17 protein-coding genes and 1 tRNA gene are annotated in these 15,523 nt (G+C 69.3%); 5 read left to right on the forward strand and 13 right to left on the reverse strand.

What is annotated here, in order from left to right:
• Positions 1 to 4: 4 nt before the first annotated feature.
• The 3 genes from ACTMO_RS0114890 to ACTMO_RS23045 all read right to left on the reverse strand — a co-directional run bounded on the left by ACTMO_RS0114890 (position 5) and on the right by ACTMO_RS23045 (position 3,142).
• The gene (locus ACTMO_RS0114890; RefSeq protein WP_157062902.1) at positions 5 to 2,449 is read right to left on the reverse strand and encodes a glycoside hydrolase family 3 C-terminal domain-containing protein; all 2,445 of its coding nucleotides are present in this window, start codon (positions 2,447 to 2,449) and stop codon (positions 5 to 7) included.
• Positions 2,450 to 2,693: 244 nt separating this feature from the next.
• Positions 2,694 to 2,936: a DUF397 domain-containing protein gene (locus ACTMO_RS0114895; protein ID WP_019855487.1), complete on the reverse strand. Its 243-nt coding sequence runs from the start codon at positions 2,934 to 2,936 to the stop codon at positions 2,694 to 2,696.
• Positions 2,933 to 3,142, reverse strand: coding sequence for a Scr1 family TA system antitoxin-like transcriptional regulator (locus tag ACTMO_RS23045; RefSeq protein ID WP_342670141.1), 210 nt, complete (start codon positions 3,140 to 3,142; stop codon positions 2,933 to 2,935). The genes ACTMO_RS0114895 and ACTMO_RS23045 overlap by 4 nt, the downstream gene beginning before the upstream one ends.
• On the opposite strand from ACTMO_RS23045, the gene ACTMO_RS24185 reads away from it, so the two are divergent.
• Positions 3,102 to 3,431 (forward strand): DUF6875 domain-containing protein, encoded by a 330-nt coding sequence (locus ACTMO_RS24185; RefSeq protein WP_425394323.1) that lies wholly within the window; start codon positions 3,102 to 3,104, stop codon positions 3,429 to 3,431. The two genes, ACTMO_RS23045 and ACTMO_RS24185, sit on opposite strands and share 41 nt — an antisense overlap.
• Before the next feature lie 97 nt (positions 3,432 to 3,528).
• Positions 3,529 to 4,011: a DUF6194 family protein gene (locus tag ACTMO_RS24190; protein WP_425394324.1), complete on the forward strand. Its 483-nt coding sequence runs from the start codon at positions 3,529 to 3,531 to the stop codon at positions 4,009 to 4,011.
• 136 nt (positions 4,012 to 4,147) lie between these two features.
• On the opposite strand, the gene ACTMO_RS0114905 is transcribed toward ACTMO_RS24190, so the two are convergent.
• The 5 genes from ACTMO_RS0114905 to ACTMO_RS0114925 all read right to left on the reverse strand — a co-directional run bounded on the left by ACTMO_RS0114905 (position 4,148) and on the right by ACTMO_RS0114925 (position 8,340).
• Positions 4,148 to 4,220: transfer RNA gene (locus ACTMO_RS0114905), tRNA-Ala, on the reverse strand.
• 97 nt (positions 4,221 to 4,317) lie between these two features.
• Entirely contained in the window at positions 4,318 to 5,145 is an 828-nt protein-coding gene (gene sepX / locus ACTMO_RS0114910; protein ID WP_019855489.1) for a divisome protein SepX/GlpR, read from the reverse strand.
• 255 nt (positions 5,146 to 5,400) lie between these two features.
• Complete coding sequence (locus ACTMO_RS0114915; protein ID WP_019855490.1) at positions 5,401 to 6,066, reverse strand: GNAT family N-acetyltransferase; 666 nt, start codon at positions 6,064 to 6,066, stop codon at positions 5,401 to 5,403.
• A 71-nt stretch (positions 6,067 to 6,137) separates the two neighbouring features.
• Positions 6,138 to 7,361: a molybdotransferase-like divisome protein Glp gene (gene glp / locus ACTMO_RS0114920; RefSeq protein WP_051099086.1), complete on the reverse strand. Its 1,224-nt coding sequence runs from the start codon at positions 7,359 to 7,361 to the stop codon at positions 6,138 to 6,140.
• 67 nt (positions 7,362 to 7,428) lie between these two features.
• The gene (locus ACTMO_RS0114925; protein ID WP_019855492.1) at positions 7,429 to 8,340 is read right to left on the reverse strand and encodes a UTP--glucose-1-phosphate uridylyltransferase; all 912 of its coding nucleotides are present in this window, start codon (positions 8,338 to 8,340) and stop codon (positions 7,429 to 7,431) included.
• Between the two features lie 38 nt (positions 8,341 to 8,378).
• Here ACTMO_RS0114925 and ACTMO_RS0114930 point away from each other — a divergent pair, with 38 nt between their 5' ends.
• From ACTMO_RS0114930 to ACTMO_RS0114940, 3 genes are all read left to right on the forward strand, one after another.
• Positions 8,379 to 8,975: a 5-formyltetrahydrofolate cyclo-ligase gene (locus ACTMO_RS0114930; RefSeq protein WP_019855493.1), complete on the forward strand. Its 597-nt coding sequence runs from the start codon at positions 8,379 to 8,381 to the stop codon at positions 8,973 to 8,975.
• 268 nt (positions 8,976 to 9,243) lie between these two features.
• A complete protein-coding gene (locus ACTMO_RS0114935; protein WP_019855494.1) occupies positions 9,244 to 9,561 on the forward strand; it encodes an FmdB family zinc ribbon protein in 318 nt (105 codons plus the stop codon).
• A 255-nt stretch (positions 9,562 to 9,816) separates the two neighbouring features.
• Complete coding sequence (locus ACTMO_RS0114940; RefSeq protein WP_169509068.1) at positions 9,817 to 10,386, forward strand: SAF domain-containing protein; 570 nt, start codon at positions 9,817 to 9,819, stop codon at positions 10,384 to 10,386.
• A 35-nt stretch (positions 10,387 to 10,421) separates the two neighbouring features.
• Here the strand turns inward: ACTMO_RS0114940 and ACTMO_RS0114945 are convergent, their stop codons facing one another.
• From ACTMO_RS0114945 to ACTMO_RS0114965, 5 genes are all read right to left on the reverse strand, one after another.
• Entirely contained in the window at positions 10,422 to 10,601 is a 180-nt protein-coding gene (locus ACTMO_RS0114945) for a hypothetical protein (RefSeq protein WP_026449266.1), read from the reverse strand.
• Between the two features lie 89 nt (positions 10,602 to 10,690).
• The gene (locus ACTMO_RS0114950; RefSeq protein ID WP_106113049.1) at positions 10,691 to 11,194 is read right to left on the reverse strand and encodes a MogA/MoaB family molybdenum cofactor biosynthesis protein; all 504 of its coding nucleotides are present in this window, start codon (positions 11,192 to 11,194) and stop codon (positions 10,691 to 10,693) included.
• Between the two features lie 474 nt (positions 11,195 to 11,668).
• Positions 11,669 to 13,303: a trypsin-like peptidase domain-containing protein gene (locus ACTMO_RS0114955; protein WP_084792151.1), complete on the reverse strand. Its 1,635-nt coding sequence runs from the start codon at positions 13,301 to 13,303 to the stop codon at positions 11,669 to 11,671.
• A gap of 94 nt (positions 13,304 to 13,397) precedes the next feature.
• On the reverse strand, positions 13,398 to 14,486 hold the full coding sequence (gene galT / locus ACTMO_RS0114960; RefSeq protein WP_019855500.1) for a galactose-1-phosphate uridylyltransferase: 1,089 nt from the start codon (positions 14,484 to 14,486) through the stop codon (positions 13,398 to 13,400).
• Complete coding sequence (locus tag ACTMO_RS0114965) at positions 14,483 to 15,322, reverse strand: DeoR/GlpR family DNA-binding transcription regulator (protein WP_019855501.1); 840 nt, start codon at positions 15,320 to 15,322, stop codon at positions 14,483 to 14,485. Before ACTMO_RS0114965 ends, galT begins: the two co-directional genes overlap by 4 nt.
• Positions 15,323 to 15,523 lie beyond the last annotated feature (201 nt).

Consider the following 15,523-nt stretch of genomic DNA (forward strand, 5'->3'; position numbering starts at 1 on the left):
GCTCTCAGTGTGTGTCCCTCGAGATCCCCCGCGTCTCCCGCCGGAAGGGGATACCGCCCACGATCCGGCCTCCCACCGCCTCGGCCGCCGTACGCAGGACCCGGACTCCCGTGGAGACACGCCTGCCGTTGAGCGCGTCCACGAGCAGGTCGACGACCTCGCCCCGCAGCCTGCCGCCGGACAGCCGCGCGAGCCCGCGTAGCGGCATCTCGGACAGGACTCGGTCGAGCGTTCCCGTGACGGCTCCCTCCCCGAGCGCGTCCTCCCCCACGGGCGTGGCACGCCGCAGCACCCGCGCGAACAGCCCGCCGAGTGCGGTGGAGGAGATCTCGGCGACGGTGGACTCACGAGTGAAGGGAAGCACCGCCCGGGGAGTGGGCACCGGCCCGCCCAGCCGCTGGCGGAAGGCCGCGTCGTCGGTGGCCACCGGCGGGGTCGTGGGAGGCTCGGGTGAGGTGCTCACTCCCTCGGTGAGCTCGACGGGGAGGGTGTGGACGACGTCGGCGCTGGAACGTGCCACCTCGATGTCGAAGGTTCCACGGGGGACGGTCCACTCCGCCCGCTCCACGTCGTAGTAGGCGAACGCCCGGGGGCCGAGTTCGACCTCGACCGTGGTGCTCCGGCCGGGGTCGAGTCGGACCTTGGCGAACCCCCGCAACTCCCGGCGGGGACGCAGCACCACCCCGGTGCGGTCGTGCACGTAGACCTGCACCACCTCGGAACCGCCGCGGTCTCCGGTGTTGGTCACTTCCAGGGAGACCGTCACCGACTCCTCCGCACCGAGGCGTTGCCGGTCCACCGTGGCCGCCCCCCACTCGAAGGTGGTGTATCCGAGCCCGTGCCCGAAGGGGAACAGCGGCCTCACCCCGGAGGTGGTGTGGTGGCGGTAGCCGACGAACAGTCCCTCGCGGTGCTCCACCTGGTGCGGCCGGCCGGGGAAGAAGGGATTGGCGGCCACGTCGGAGACCGCGACGGGCAGGCTCTCGGCCAGCCGACCCGCCGGTTCGACGTCACCGTGGAGCACGTCCACCAGCGCCGCCCCACCGGCCTGCCCGCCCAGGTAGCACTCCAGGATCGCGGCGGGCCGGTCCACCCACGGCATCGCCACGGGGGCCCCGTTCGACAGCGCCACCACCGTCCTGGGGTTGGCCGCGCACACCGCGTTGATCAGGTCGTCGTGCTGGGCGGGCAGGCCGAGGTCCTGTCGGTCGACGCCCTCGGTCTCGTAGGCTCCGGGCAGACCGGCCAGCACCACGGCCACGTCGGCCCGCCGGGCCGCCTCGACCGCCTCCGCGACCAAGGTGGGGTTCCGCTCGGAGTCGCCCGGCTCGTAGCCCCTGGCGTAGTGGGGGTTCACTCCCCGGCCGCGGAGTTCCTCCAGGGCCGTGTCCAGCTGGGTGGGGGTGACCAGAGAGCTGCCGTTGCCCTGGTAGCGGGGCGACTCGGCGAAGGCACCGATCAGTGCCACCGTGCGCTGCCGGGACAGCGGCAGCGTTCCGTCGTTGGTCAGCAGCACGGTGCCCTCGGCGGCGGCCCGCCGGGCCAGCGCGTGGTGCCGTTCGACGGGAAATCCGCCCGACCCGTCCCGGGGCGCACGCCCCACCAGCTCCAGGACACGTCGCGCGCTGTCGGTGACGTGCTCGCGCTCCAGCCGCCCGGAACGCACCGCTGCGAGCACCTCCCGGTCGGAGTCACCGGCTGTTCCGGGCATCTCCAGGTCGGTGCCCGCCCGGACGGCGGCGGCCCGGTCCTCGACGGCACCCCAGTCACTGACGACCAGCCCGTCGAAGCCCCACTGGCCGCGCAGGACCATCGACAGCAGCCGCGGGTTGTCGGTGCAGTGGAGGCCGTTGAGTCTGTTGTAGGCGGCCATCACCGCCCACGGCCGTGCGGTGAGCGCGTGCTCGAACCCGGCCAGGTAGAGCTCGCGGAGCGTGCGCTCGTCGACCACCGCGTCGACGACGAAACGGTGCGACTCCTGGTTGTTGACGGCGAAGTGCTTGAGGCAGGCGCCGACGCCACGGCTCTGGATGCCGCGCACCATCGCCGCGGCCATACGCCCGCTGACCAGGGGATCCTCGGAGAGGTACTCGAAGTTGCGCCCGCCCAACGGGTGGCGTTTGATGTTCATGCCCGGCCCGAGGGCCACCGCGACCCCCAGGGCACGGGCCTCGGTGCCCAACGCGCGGCCGACCTCCTCGACGAGTTCCTCGTCCCAACTGCTGGCCAGGGTGACGGCCGTGGGAAAGCAGGTCGCCGGTTCGTTGTGGGACAGGTCGAACCGCTCGGAGGTGGCCGACTGGGCCCGTATCCCGTGGGGTCCGTCGGTGAGCGTCACGGCGGGCACCCCGTGTTCGGGAACCGGGCGGGTGTGCCAGAAGTCGCCGCCCGAGAGCAGGCGGACCCGCTGTTCGAGGGTCAGTTCGTCGACGTCGGGAAGCTCCGTCATGGGCTCGCTCCTGGTTGCGCGGGTGGTTTCCGGCACCGGCGGATCACCGTTGGAGGTGGCCACGAACGGTTTCCCACCTCGGGGAACGCACAGGGTTACGGGACTCGCTCGGACAGCTCGGAGCGACCGGCAGACGAACCGAGGTCCGGTGCGCGGTGCCTTCCTCCCACGCTAACCGGCCGAGGGACCGGCGTCCTCTCGCTCGGAGGGCGCGGAGACCGGACCCGCGTGGGATGGAGCGACGTCAGCCTCGGGCGAGGTCGTCGAACTCTCCCGCCTTGCAGCCGTTGATCCACGCCGCCATCTCCGCACGGGTGAAGACCACCACTCCCGCGTCCGGATGGTTGCTGTTGCGAACGGCGACCGTGCCGTCGGAGAGCGCCGCTGTCTCCACACACTGGCCTTGGTCATTGCTGAAGCTGGACTTGCGCCAGGTGACGGTGTCCAGTTCTTCCGCGATACTTCTCGGACGCAGGGGGCTGGTCATTGTCCGTACTCCTCAGCGATGTCGCGAATCATCGCGACCGACTCGTCCGGCCGCAGGGCATGGGCACACAGATGCTCGAAGGCCATTGTATGGGTTTTGATCTCGGTGGGGGTTTCCAGGTAGACGGCGCCGGAACGATGCTCGATGTAGACCACCCCGGGATCGGTGGGCCACGGAAGACGATGCAGCGAGCTCCCAAAGCAGATTGATACCGCTCACACGAAGGAATCAGTACTGACGGGGATACGGGACGTCATCAGACTGACACTGCTCGACGACACCCAATTCAATGTCAAGGACGACTTCGTGACGAACAGGATCAGGATCGGGCAGTTCCACCAGGACTGCGAAACACGAGCAGCACGAAACCTCCGGATTCGCGGTGCGGCGTCCCTGTCACCCGCCGAGAGATCTCACACGACCGGACAGGTCCCCACTGCTCGGAACTCGAGAGACACCGTAAAGACGTGGATTCCCTCGAACAGCGACAGCTAACCCCACACCACCGGCAGCGTCGGTACGCCCCAGGAAGACCTCCGTGCGCTCGTTAGAGAATTTTCCGGTATCGCTGTGATCATCGGAAGCGAAGAAGGTGTCCAACCGGAGATCTTCTGGGGCGACACGTTCTTCTCCACGCCCCGAACAACGACCCCACAGGAGACGTCGCGTACCGTTCACCACGATCGTCACCAAGGACTACGACGGGTGGTACACCGTCTCGGAGTTGAACAGGGCCGGGGTGTTCCGGCTCAACCTCGCGATGGGCCGGACTGTTCTCGAAGAACTCATCGGGTATCCGCCCGCCGAACACGAACACCATACCGACCGCTTCGACTACACCGCCCTCGACAGGATCCCCTGCATCCGGTGCACAGCATCCGCGGCGGATGGATCCGCATCGTTTAGCCACGGAGCAGGCGCGCTCGCTACTCGTCGATGCCACGCTCGAGAGTCGAGGGCGGGACAACACGGGCGCGATCCACGAAGCCGTGAGCCTCCGAGTTGGATCCACGGGCAGCATCTCGGGCTCACGGCTGCTCACCGGTCCCGAAGCGGACGAATCACGTCAACGTGATCATTACCGACGTCACCGTGAACCAAAGCGTCTCGATCCCGACCTTCCGCTTCCCCGCCCATGACAATAACGAGGCCGCTCCGCCTCACCAGCGGAAACGGCCTCGAAAGGAATGGGCACATCATGCCAAAGTCGGTGGAGCTGCGGGGAATCGAACCCCGGACCTTCTCGATGCGAACGAGACGCGCTACCAACTGCGCTACAGCCCCTTGCTGTTGTCCCCCGGTGTCCTCACCGAGTTCCTCCACAGCCTAGCACCCGGCGAGGCGGGGGCTGACACACCCCCACCCCTCGCGGCGAGCATGCTCATTCTCCCACCGCACGGCGGTACGGCTGCCAGAGACGGTCGTCCAGTTCGTCGAACTCCGGATCCTCGTCGTCGATGTCGAGCACCTCCACGCCGGAACCGCCCACGCCCCGTGGGCCGCCGACCGGTCCGGACTCGCCGTCGGTGTCGAACTCGTCCTCCTCCGCACGCTCCCGCCGCCGCACGGACCCGCCGCCGGCGTCCTGCTCGGCGGCCCGGTCGGAACCACCGTTCATCCGAGCCAGCCTGCGGTTGCGCACGTCCTCCTCGATGCGCACCTGGCGACGCAGGTAGCCCAGATACCCCACCAGGGAGAGGTCGGTGATCCCGTGCACCCACCACAGCACCGGCCAGAAGAAGCCCGCCAACACGGCGGTGACCAAGGCCACGACGAGCATGACGAGCACGGTCCGCTGGCGGCGGGCGTACTTGGCCCGGGCCGCCAGCGCCGCGGCGTCCGGGTCGAACCCACCGCGCCCGGGGCGGTAGCGACGTCCGGAGCGCACGTCCTCACCACGCACGTCCTGCCGCTGTTCCGCTCCCGGCGTGTCGAACTCCTCGTCGGCCTCCGGATCGTCGACCGCATCCTGTTCGGTGTCCGGATCGACCCTGTTCTCCCTGTCGGGCATCGCGAGCGCCTCCCTGCCCCTGTTCCCGCCGGAGCCACCGGCCGTTCTCGGAGGTGCCCCTCCCCCACGTCGGACCACCCTGGCCGCCAGGGCGGTGTCCGTCGGTCGGGAGACCTCCTGCCTGCGGCGCGCGAACATGGGCACCAGAACGATAAGCCATGCCACCGCCAATGCCACGAAAATCAGCGAGCTGAGCACACCTCGCCACCTCCCCCTGGCACACGGCGGCACACACCTGCACTGTCCACGTTATCCAGAACGCCCGTTCGTGTCTTGGAGGCACGCCGTCCCGGACGGGTTTCCACACACCTCCAAGTTCACCCCAAAGGAGGAAAACGTGCTTCCGGACACGCCGGAAAGACCCACAATCACCCCCGAAAAGAGCAGTGGATCCACCGACGTCGTGTCCCGAGCCCCCTGCTCCGGCAGCCCCACACGAGCTCCCCACCGGGGTCAGCGACGACGCGCCCTCCCGGAACGAAGCAGCGCCGCGGTCACCCCCTCGACGACCTCCTCACAGGTCAACGCGTAGACCAGATGATCACGCCAGGCCCCGGCCACGTCGAGATACCGCTCGAACCTGCCCTCGTGCCGGAACCCCGTCTTCTCCAGCACCCGCACGCTCGCCGTGTTCTCCGGACGCACCGTGGCCTCCAGACGATGCAGCCCCACCGGACCGAAACAGTGGTCGACGGCCAGCGCCAACGCCGCGGTGGCCACCCCTCCCCCGGCGACCGAACTGGAAACCCAGTAACCGACCCATCCGGAGCGCAGGGCGCCACGGATGATGTTGCCCACCGTCAGCTGTCCGGCCAGCTCACCGTCCAGGGTGATCACGAAGGGCAGCAGCTGCCCACGACGACCGAGCCGACGCAACGAACTCCACTGCGCGAACCAGGCGGTGCTCGCGTTGCGCTGGTCCCAGTTGCCCACGGAGGGTTCCCAACGGCGTAGGTACTCCCTGTCCCGTCGCCGGATCCCACTCCACGCCGAGGCGTCCCGCAGCCGGGGAGGACGCAACGCGACCTCCCCACGCTCGACGACCAGCGGGCCGAGACGGGCGGGCCAACCCGGATGCCTGCCTTCGACGAGTTCGGCTCCGGGGACAGGTCCGGTCATGGTGTGCCTGCTCCCATCGGTAACGCACTGTGCGGGGCACCTCGCCGTCGCCCACGGGCACGGAAGCGGTCTCAGGAACGCTGCGACAGGAAACTGACCCGCAACCGCTCCCCCGGTCCCGCCTCGACGACGTCCTCGTCCAGCACCATGAGGCAGTTCGCCTCGGAGAACGAGGCCAGCAGGTGTTCGTCCGAACTGCCCACCGGCTGCACCAGGTAGTGTCCCCCCTCCGAGTCCCGCAACAACCTGCCGCGCACGAAACCGCGCCGTCCCTTCGTCGAGACCACGGGGGAGACGAGTTCGGCCGTGATGCCGCGCCGGTGGGGATTGGACTTGCCCAGGGCCGAACGCACCAACGGGCGCACCAGCACCTCGAAGCCCACGAACGCGCTCACCGGATGGGCGGGCAGCAGGAAGGTCGGAACCCGGTCGGGACCGAGTGTCCCGAAGCCCTGCGCCGAGCCGGGATGCATCGCCACCCTGGTGGTGTCCAACTCACCGAGTTCGGACAGGCAGGAACGCACCCGCTCGCCCACGGCTCCCCCCGCCGCGCCCGCTATCACCACGATCTCGGACAACAGCAGTCTGCCCTCGACCACTTCCCGCAGGCGCCTCGGCTCGAAAGGCAGAATACCCACCCGGGTGACCTCGGCCCCGGCCTCCTTGGCGGCGGCGGCCAGGGCGTAGGAGTTCACGTCGTAGACCTGCTCGGGACCCGGCCTGGCGTCCACGTCCACCAGCTCGTCGCCGAGGGAGATCACGGACACGCGGGGGCGGGGCTGCACGAGCACCCGGTCCCGTCCCACCGCGGCCAACAGTGCCATCTGGGCAGGTCCGATCGTGGTTCCCCGGCGCACCACCACGTCCCCCTCCCGCACGTCGTCGCCCTCGCGACGCACGAAAGCAGCCGAGGGGACCGAGCGGGACACGGTGACCCCCTCGGAGTGTTCGGCGGTGTCCGCGGCGGGAACCACGGAATCGGCCAGCGTCGGCAGCGGTGCCCCCCTGTCCACCCGGACGGCCTGGCCCGGCTGGAGCCGCTGGTTCTGTCGCCTTCCGGCCACGGCCTCCCCCGCGACGGGAAGCACCACCGGCTCGGTGTCGGCGTGTCTGACGTCGACGCCACGAACGGCGTAACCGTCCACAGCGGCCTGAGCAGCCCCGGGAAGAGCTCGTTCGGCCACCACCTCTTCGGCGCACAACAGTCCCTGCGCCTCCGCTGTTTCCACCCGAACAGGTGAAGGCCGTACGGCGGCCGCGAGTACCCGTGCAAGCTGCTCGTCCACTGATCTCATGGCTGTCGACCTCTTCCGCGAAGACACTGTTGGCCGCGCACGAGCCGACCGGTACGACACGGCGGGATCAGTTCCGCTCCAGGCGCCGTCGGAGCCACTCCCGCAACTCCGATCCGTACTCGGAGTCACTCAGGGCGAAGTCCACCGCCGCCTTCAGGAACCCGCCGGGATTGCCCAAATCGTGCCGCGCACCCCGGTGAACCACCACGTGTACCGGATGCCCTTCGGCGATCAGCAACGCTACGGCATCGGTCAGCTGCAGCTCACCTCCGGCACCCGGCTCGATGCGTCGCAACGCCTCGAAGATCCGGTGATCGAGAAGGTACCGCCCGGCCGCGGCGAGGTTGGAGGGAGCCTCGGAGGGTTGGGGTTTCTCCACCATCCCGTGCACCCGTTTGACCCCGGGGTCGTCGGTGTCGGAGACCTCGAACACCCCGTAGGAGGCGGTGCGTTCCGGGGGGACGTCGAAGGCGCACAGCACGCTGCCGCCGTACCGGGCGCGCACCTCGGCCATCCTGGTGAGCACCGTGGGCTCGTCCTCCCCGTCCGGATGGACCAGGTCGTCGGGAAGCAGCACGGCCACGGCGCCGTCGGACTCGTCCAGGTGCTCCTCGGCGCACCCGACCGCGTGTCCCAGACCGAGCGCCTTCTCCTGGATCGCCGTCTCGGCCCTGATCAGCCCCGGGGCTCTGCGCACCTTGCGCAGCAACTCGTCCTTGCCCCGCTCCTCCAGCGTCGTCTCCAGCTCGGGGTTGGAGCGGAAGTGCTCGACCACCGAGCCCTTGTCCGGGGAGGTCACCACCACCATGCGGTCCGCGCCCGCCTCCGCGGCCTCGGCGGCCACCAGTTCGATCCCCGGGGTGTCCAGGACCGGCAGCAACTCCTTGGGAACCGACTTGGTGACGGGCAGAAAGCGGGTCCCCAGTCCCGCGGCGGGAACGATCGCGGTGTGGAAGGGTACTGATGTCTGGCTACTCATAACACGGAGCCTAGCGATATTGGCTACCCTTCGTCGCTGTGACGCTCTCCGCTGACGAACTGGCCCGAAAAGAGCAACGGCGACGCGAACTCGGCGCGGCACGCGCCGCCGTGGAGGACACGACCCGGGCGGAGGAGAACCGTGCCCTGCACAGGGCCGTGTTCGACTTCCTGCGCGGCGTGGCGGTCTCCACGGTGTGCGCCTACGTCCCCGTCGGCTCCGAACCGGGATCGCTCGAACTGGTCGACGCTCTCCGTGAGCACGGCTGTCGTGTCCTGCTTCCCGTGGTCGTGGGCACCGGCCCGCTCGAATGGGCCGAGTACACGGGACCGGAGGGACTGAGCCGTGCGGGTTTCGGCCTGTTGGAACCGAACACCTCCCACCTGGGAACCGACGCCGTTTCCACCGCCGAGCTGGTACTGGTTCCGGCGCTGGCCGTGGACCGCAACGGGGTGCGCCTGGGCAAGGGCGCCGGCTACTACGACAGGTCCCTGCCGCTGGCCTCCCCCTCGGCGGCGTTGCTGGGGGTGGTCCGTGACGAGGAGTTCGTCGAACAGCTGCCCTCCGAGGAGCACGACGTACGGGTGAACGGTGTGGTCACTCCGCGCCGGGGACTGACCCGACTTCCACTGTGACACAGATCACCCGACGAGGTGGGGTGCTGACTCCGCGCGGCTCCGCCTCCCCACCCACGGGGCCGCAGCCGGTCCGGTTCACCGGGCGGAGGCGGCCGACGGGGAGGCTGTGACGCAGACCCGTTTGCGCCGCGACCCCGGTGTGCCGCATCATCGTGTTGGCACTCGACGTTTCCGAGTGCCAATGTCGTTGTCCGGAGACCGGCACCAGAGTGCCGCCGTGTGCGACGCGAGCAGCGTCGCCGTCCCAGTCCGGAGGTAGAGGCACGTGCCCACCTATCAGTACGCCTGCACCGAGTGCGGGCACGACTTCGAGACCTTCCAGTCGTTCAGTGAGAGCTCGCTGACCGAGTGCCCGGAGTGCTCCGGCAGGCTGCGCAAGCTGTTCAACGCGGTGGGAGTCGTTTTCAAGGGCAGCGGGTTCTACCGGACGGACAGCAGGGGATCGAACTCCTCCAGCGAGTCCGGTTCCTCGTCCAACGGCTCCTCCGGTGGCTCCGAGTCCTCCGGAGGGAGCTCCTCCGAGTCCGGCTCGTCCGGCACGTCCTCCGGCACGCAGCCGCAGACCTCGGCGGCCTCCACCTGAGCGCGGAGCTCCCCTCACGGAACGGGGAGCGGTCCCGGTGCGTCCACAGCAGGTCGATCTCTCCACAACCCGCGTGATCGGAGCTGCCCGGAGGGCTCCGTCTCGCTCTAGCCTTCACGGACAGAAGGTGCACACGAGGTGGAATCGGGGGACGGCTTGTGGAACGGACGAACGAACGCCGGAACGCGGCTCGACACACGTCTGAGGGACCGCCTACGGCTCCGTGGACCGCTCATCGGACGCGGGGGTGTGCTGGTGCGCCGCGTCACGGCCGGGATCCTGCTGGTGGCGGCCGCCGTGGCGGCCCTGCCCACCGGACAGCGGGCGAGTCCGTCGGAATCCCGCGCCGTGGTCACGGCGGCCCACGACCTGAGGCCGGGGACGGAACTCACCGCACGGGACCTCGCCCTGCGACGGATGCCGCGTCGACTCGTTCCCTCCGGGGCGGTGACCGCCTCCGGACGGGCCGAGGGAAGACTCCTGGCCCACGCCGCCCGCGAAGGCACCGTCCTGACCGATCTGAGCCTGCTCGGAACGGAACTGACCCGCTTCACCGCACGCGGCGAGGACCGTGCCGCCGTGGCCGTGCGACCCGCGGAAACGGCGGTGACCGAGCTGCTGCACCCCGGTGGCCACGTGGACGTGGTCACCAACCGGCGGGGCCGCACCGAGGTGCTGGCCGAACGGGCCACGGTCGTGTCCGTGTCCACGGACAACGGCGGGCAGGAGAGCGAGCCGCTGGTGGTCCTCGGTCTGGACCGGGCCCGAGCGGCGCGGGTCGCCTCGGCCCGGCTCCGCGACTCGCTCACGCTGACGCTGCGGTGACCCCGCGTTCTCCCGCGCCGGAAGGGAGGTCTCCCTCAGCCGTGATGCGGAGGGCGGTTCTCCCGGTACCAGACGTCCCGATCCCGGTCCGCCCCCTCGGCCGGTTCCCGCTCGTCGCCGGTGGTGTCCGGCAGTATCTCCCCGAAGATCTCGTCGATGTCCCGACGAGCCGAACGCGCCCGTGCCCGACTGCTCCGGGGCTCGCTCTCGTTCACGACGTCCTCCCACGGTTTCCGTGCGCGTTCCCGGGTGCGGAACCGCTCCCCACGCACCGAGCGGTCCGGACCACGGAGCCGGTCCCGGCTCAGATCGCCTCGTCCATCCCCGAGAGTTGTTCGGTCACGTGGGTCACCAGCGGTGTCAGTGTGGCCATCCCGTCCCTGATGGCGGCCCGGGACCCCGCCAGGTTCACCACCAGAGTACTGCCGGACACTCCGGCCACCCCCCGGGACACCCCGGCGTCCACGGAACCCGCCGCCAGACCGGAGGCACGCAGCGCCTCCGCTATCCCCGGCACGGGACGATCCAACACACCCGAGGTGGCGTCGGGGGTGACGTCCCGCGGGGAGACCCCCGTACCCCCCACGGTGATCACCATGTCGACACCGCCGATCACGGCCGTGTTCAGCGCGTTCCGAATCTCCACCGTCTCTCCGGCGACGGCGACACTGCCGTCGACGATGAAACCGGCCTCCTCCAACAGTTCGGTCACCAGTGGTCCCGTGGTGTCCTCGTGCTCGCCCTGTGCGACCCGGTCGTCGACCACGACCACCAAGGCCCGCCCCAACCGCTGCGCGTTGCGTTCCATGTCGGTCACCGTAGCGTTCACCGACTCGAACCCGGGATCCAGCGGTGCGGAGGGGACCGAACGAAGCGGACGGTCCGCGAGGCGGCTTCCTCGGTCGTTCATGGGAATTCTCCTGATCATCGTGCGTTCCACGGGCTTTCCGTGCCCCCCGACCACGTGCGTCCCGGCATCACCCTTCCGAGGGAACCGGGAACGACTCCCCGGCTCCTGGCGGAAGAGTGACGCACGATCACCGGCCCGCACTCGCACGGCCCGCCCCTCGGACGGAAGTTCTGTCGGAACGGCTCGTTCGGAAGGACTCGTGACGGTCGCGGGGTGCTCAGTCCCGCGGAAGGAGCCGCTCTCGACAGTCGACGGGGCCCGGCGGACTCCGGCACGGAACCCACGAGCCCGTCACGGGAGGCGGCACACCTGGTGTGTTCCGACACCCGAGCACCCCGAGTCACGAAGTCACGCGAGAACGAACCCACGGACTCACATCTCGGTACCTGCCAGGGTCGCCTGGACGGTTCGTTCGTTGCCGCCCTGCCGGTCGGTGACCGTGAGCGTGACGGTCTCCCCCGGAGCATGGGACCGGACAGCGGCCACCAGCTCGTCACCACTGTTGATCAGTCGGTCGTCCACCTTGGTGATGACGTCGCCCCGTTCGATGCCCGCCTTCGCCGCCGGACCTCCCGAGGGAACCTCGACCACCAACGCACCGGAGGTTCGTCCGGTGATGTCCACCGTGACCCCGAGGGTGGTCCGTTCCGCCGAGCCGTCCTCGATGAGCTGCTTGCCGATCCGCTGGGCGTGGTCGATCGGTATGGCGAAACCGAGTCCCACCGAGCCGGCCTGCCCACCGGGGCTGCCGCTGCCGGGACTGTAGATCGCCGAGTTGATCCCGATCACCTGACCGTCCATGTTGACCAGCGGACCACCGGAGTTGCCCGGGTTGATGGCGGCGTCGGTCTGCAGCGCGTTGAGCACGGTGGACTGGCTTCCACTCTCACCGCCCGCCCGGACCGGTCGATCGGTGGCGCTGATGATACCGCTGGTCACCGTGCCGGACAGGCCGTAGGGCGATCCGATCGCCACCACGCCGGAACCGACCGGAACGTCCTCGGAGTTGCCCAACGTGGCCGGGGTGAGTCCCTGGGCGTCGGCCTTGACCACGGCCAGGTCCGACCACGGGGCCGTGCCCACCACCTCCAGCCGGGCCGTCTTGCCGTCGTTGAAGCGGGCCACCAGGGATCCGCTTCCCTCAGCGCCGCTGACCACGTGGTTGTTGGTGAGGATGTAGCCGTCCTCACTGATGATGATTCCCGAGCCCGTGCCGGAGGAAGCGCCCCCGAAACCCCGGGCCTGGATCTGGACGACGCTCGGCAGCACCTTGTCCGCCACGGCCTGGACCGACCCCGGCTCGGCCGTACCGGTGTTGGAGGCGGGCCTGGGCTGGTCGAAGGAGGTGACCGAGGAGGTGTCGTCGGACCACTGGTTGACGGCGTAGCTTCCGATCCCGCCCCCCACCAGCCCCACCACGGCGGCCAGTGCGGTCACTCCGGCCACGAACCTGCCACGTCCTCCGTTCCCTCGCCCCTTTTCCGCTCCGGTGGGCGGCAGCGGGGCGTGGTGATAGGCGGCGTACTGTCCCTGCTGGTACGGATCCGAATACGGCATACCCTGCTGCCCCGGGTACTGCTGTCCCCCGTACTGGGGCTCCTGGGCCTGCCCGTACGGGGGAGGGAACTGCTGGGTGGAACCACTCTGCTGCCCGCCGGGGAACCCACCGGGCTGACGGGGTGACTGCCCCGGGCCGTAGGGCTGTTGGAAAGCCTCGCCGGGCTGCGGGTACGGCGATTGCGCACCCCCGTGCTCCGGTTGCGGTGAGCCGTGTGGGTACCGCGGGGGGTCCTGCCCGGCGGTCGACGTCTCTCCGGGAACCGCTCCGGAGGGATCGGGGGAACCTTGCCGAGGGTCGCCCTCCGGGGTGCTCCCGGAGGGCTGCCCCTGGGCCCCGTTTCCGGGGGTTTCGTGCTCACCCGTGTTCGCCCACGAGGAGCCCTCGTCCTCCGGCGTCCTCGGCTCCTCCTGCCTGTCCTCGGAAGAACCGGAATTCTGTTCGGTCATGTCTCCACTCTGCGTTATCCGACTGAGAACCGCCTGAGATCAGACTGGGAGTAGCACACGAGTCGTGCCGCCGGTTCGACGGAGGCGGAACCGCTCACGGTCCGCGCAACCACTCGGCCATCCGTTCCGGGGTGACGTCGTTGATCCAGACCCCCATTCCCGACTCCGATCCGGCCAGGTACTTGAGTTTGTCCGCCGACCGCCGAACCGAGAACAGGTCCAGGTGCAGCCAGCACAGCTCCCGGCCGGTGCGGACCGGAGCCTGCTGCCACGAGGCGATGTAGGGCAGGGGGGCGTCGTAGAGCCGGTCCAGCACGCTCAGCACGTCCAGGTAGACCACGGCGAAGTCGTCGCGTTCCTCGTCGGTGAGTCCGACCAGATCGGGGACGTGCCGTCGTGGGGCCAGCATCACCTGTACCGGCCACCGCGCCGCCGGGGGAACGAACACGGTCCAGTGCGTGGACTCACGGATCACGCGTTCCCCGCTGGCGCGTTCCGCGGCGAGCATGTCCCCGAAGACGTTTCCGCCGTGCCGCCGCTCGTACTCTCGGGCGGTCCGCAGGTACTGGTCCGTCTTCGGCGTGACGAAGGGATAGCCGTAGATCTGCCCGTGCGGGTGATGCAGGGTCACCCCGATCTCCTCGCCACGGTTCTCGAAGCAGAAAACCTGTTCCACCCCCGGCGACTCGGCGAGCTCGGCGGTGCGATCGGCCCAGGCGTCCATCACGGTGCGGGCCTGCTCGCCGCTCAACTCAGCGAAGGAACCGCTGTGTTCGGAGGTGAAACAGACCACCTCGCAGCGACCCCGCGCTGGGGCACGCTCCACCGGACCGGGGCCGCCCGTGGACGACTCCGGGATGCCGGAGCCGGGAAAGCGGGTGAACGAGGGAAAACGGTTCTCGAAGACGACAACCTCGTAGTCGCTTTCCGGGATCTCGCTGAGCCGTCCGGGAGCGCTGGGACACAGCGGACACAGGTCGGCCGGAGGTCGGTGGGTACGGTCCTGGCGGTGGGCGGCCATCGCGACCCACTCGCCGGTCAACGGGTCCCGCCGCATCTCCGGCGGCCCCGGTTGGGGGGAGAGCTCCCGCAGGTCCTCGGCCCGCCTGGGAGGACTCGCCGGGTCGGCGTCGAAGTAGATGATCTCCCGTCCGTCCGCCAGTCGACGCGTCGTCCTCCTCACCGGTTCCCCTCCTCCGAGGGGCCTGGCCGGGAAGGACAGGAGGAAACACTGTCCTCGTTTCCCGAACACGGCGCGATCCTCAGCTCGCGGACCCGTTCCTCCAGCGCGGTGCGCGCCTGCTCGGGGAGACCGTCGTCGGTGACCAGCACGTCGACCTCGTCGAGTCCGACGATGGTGGAGATCCCCACCGTGGACCACTTGGAGTGATCGGCGAGCACCACCAGCCGGTTGGCGGCCCGCGCCAGGGCCCGGTTCGTTTCGCTCTCGTCCAGATTGGGCGTGGTGAACCCCGCTCTGGTGCTCATGCCGTGCACCCCGAGGAAAACGAGATCCAGGTGCAGTGACTGTAGGGTCCGCACGGCCACCGGCCCCACGAGGGCGTCCGAGGGAGTGCGCACTCCGCCGGTGAGGATCACCGTGCGGTCGGTGCGTCCGCGCTGTTGCAGCACGTCGGCGATCCGCACCGAGTTCGTGACCACAGTCAGGTCCGCGACGTCGTCGAGATGACGGGCCAGGGTCCACGTGGTCGTCCCGGCGGAGAGACCGAGGGCGGTCCCGGGGCGGACCATCTCGGAAGCCCGCAGCGCTATCGCCTTCTTCTCCTCCGGCAGGTACATCGACTTGGTCTCGAAGCCCGGTTCGTCGGTGCTGCGGTCGAGCACCGAGGTCGCCCCTCCGTAGACCTTCTCGACCGCACCACGCGCCGCCAGAGCGTCCAGGTCACGGCGGATGGTCATGTCCGAGACGCCCAGCCGCTGAACCAGATCGCTCACCTGCACGGCACCGGTGCGGCGCACCTCGTCCAGTATCATCTCCTGGCGCTGACGTGCCAGCATCACTTCTCCAACCTGCCCGGACAACCGGGTTCACGATTCGTGACCGCCTCGGCCGGGTTTCGCCGCGAGCACGGGTGTCCCGCTCCCCGAGCATGCTCCCCCAGCTCGATCACACACAAATACACCCACGAATCAAACGCGAAGCAACAATACTCTACAGCACTTTGGGGTTGGGCGTGCGGGAAGGGAGGGTGCGGAGAC

The organism is Actinopolyspora mortivallis DSM 44261 (assembly GCF_000384035.1).
GTDB classification, from domain to species: domain Bacteria; phylum Actinomycetota; class Actinomycetes; order Mycobacteriales; family Pseudonocardiaceae; genus Actinopolyspora; species Actinopolyspora mortivallis.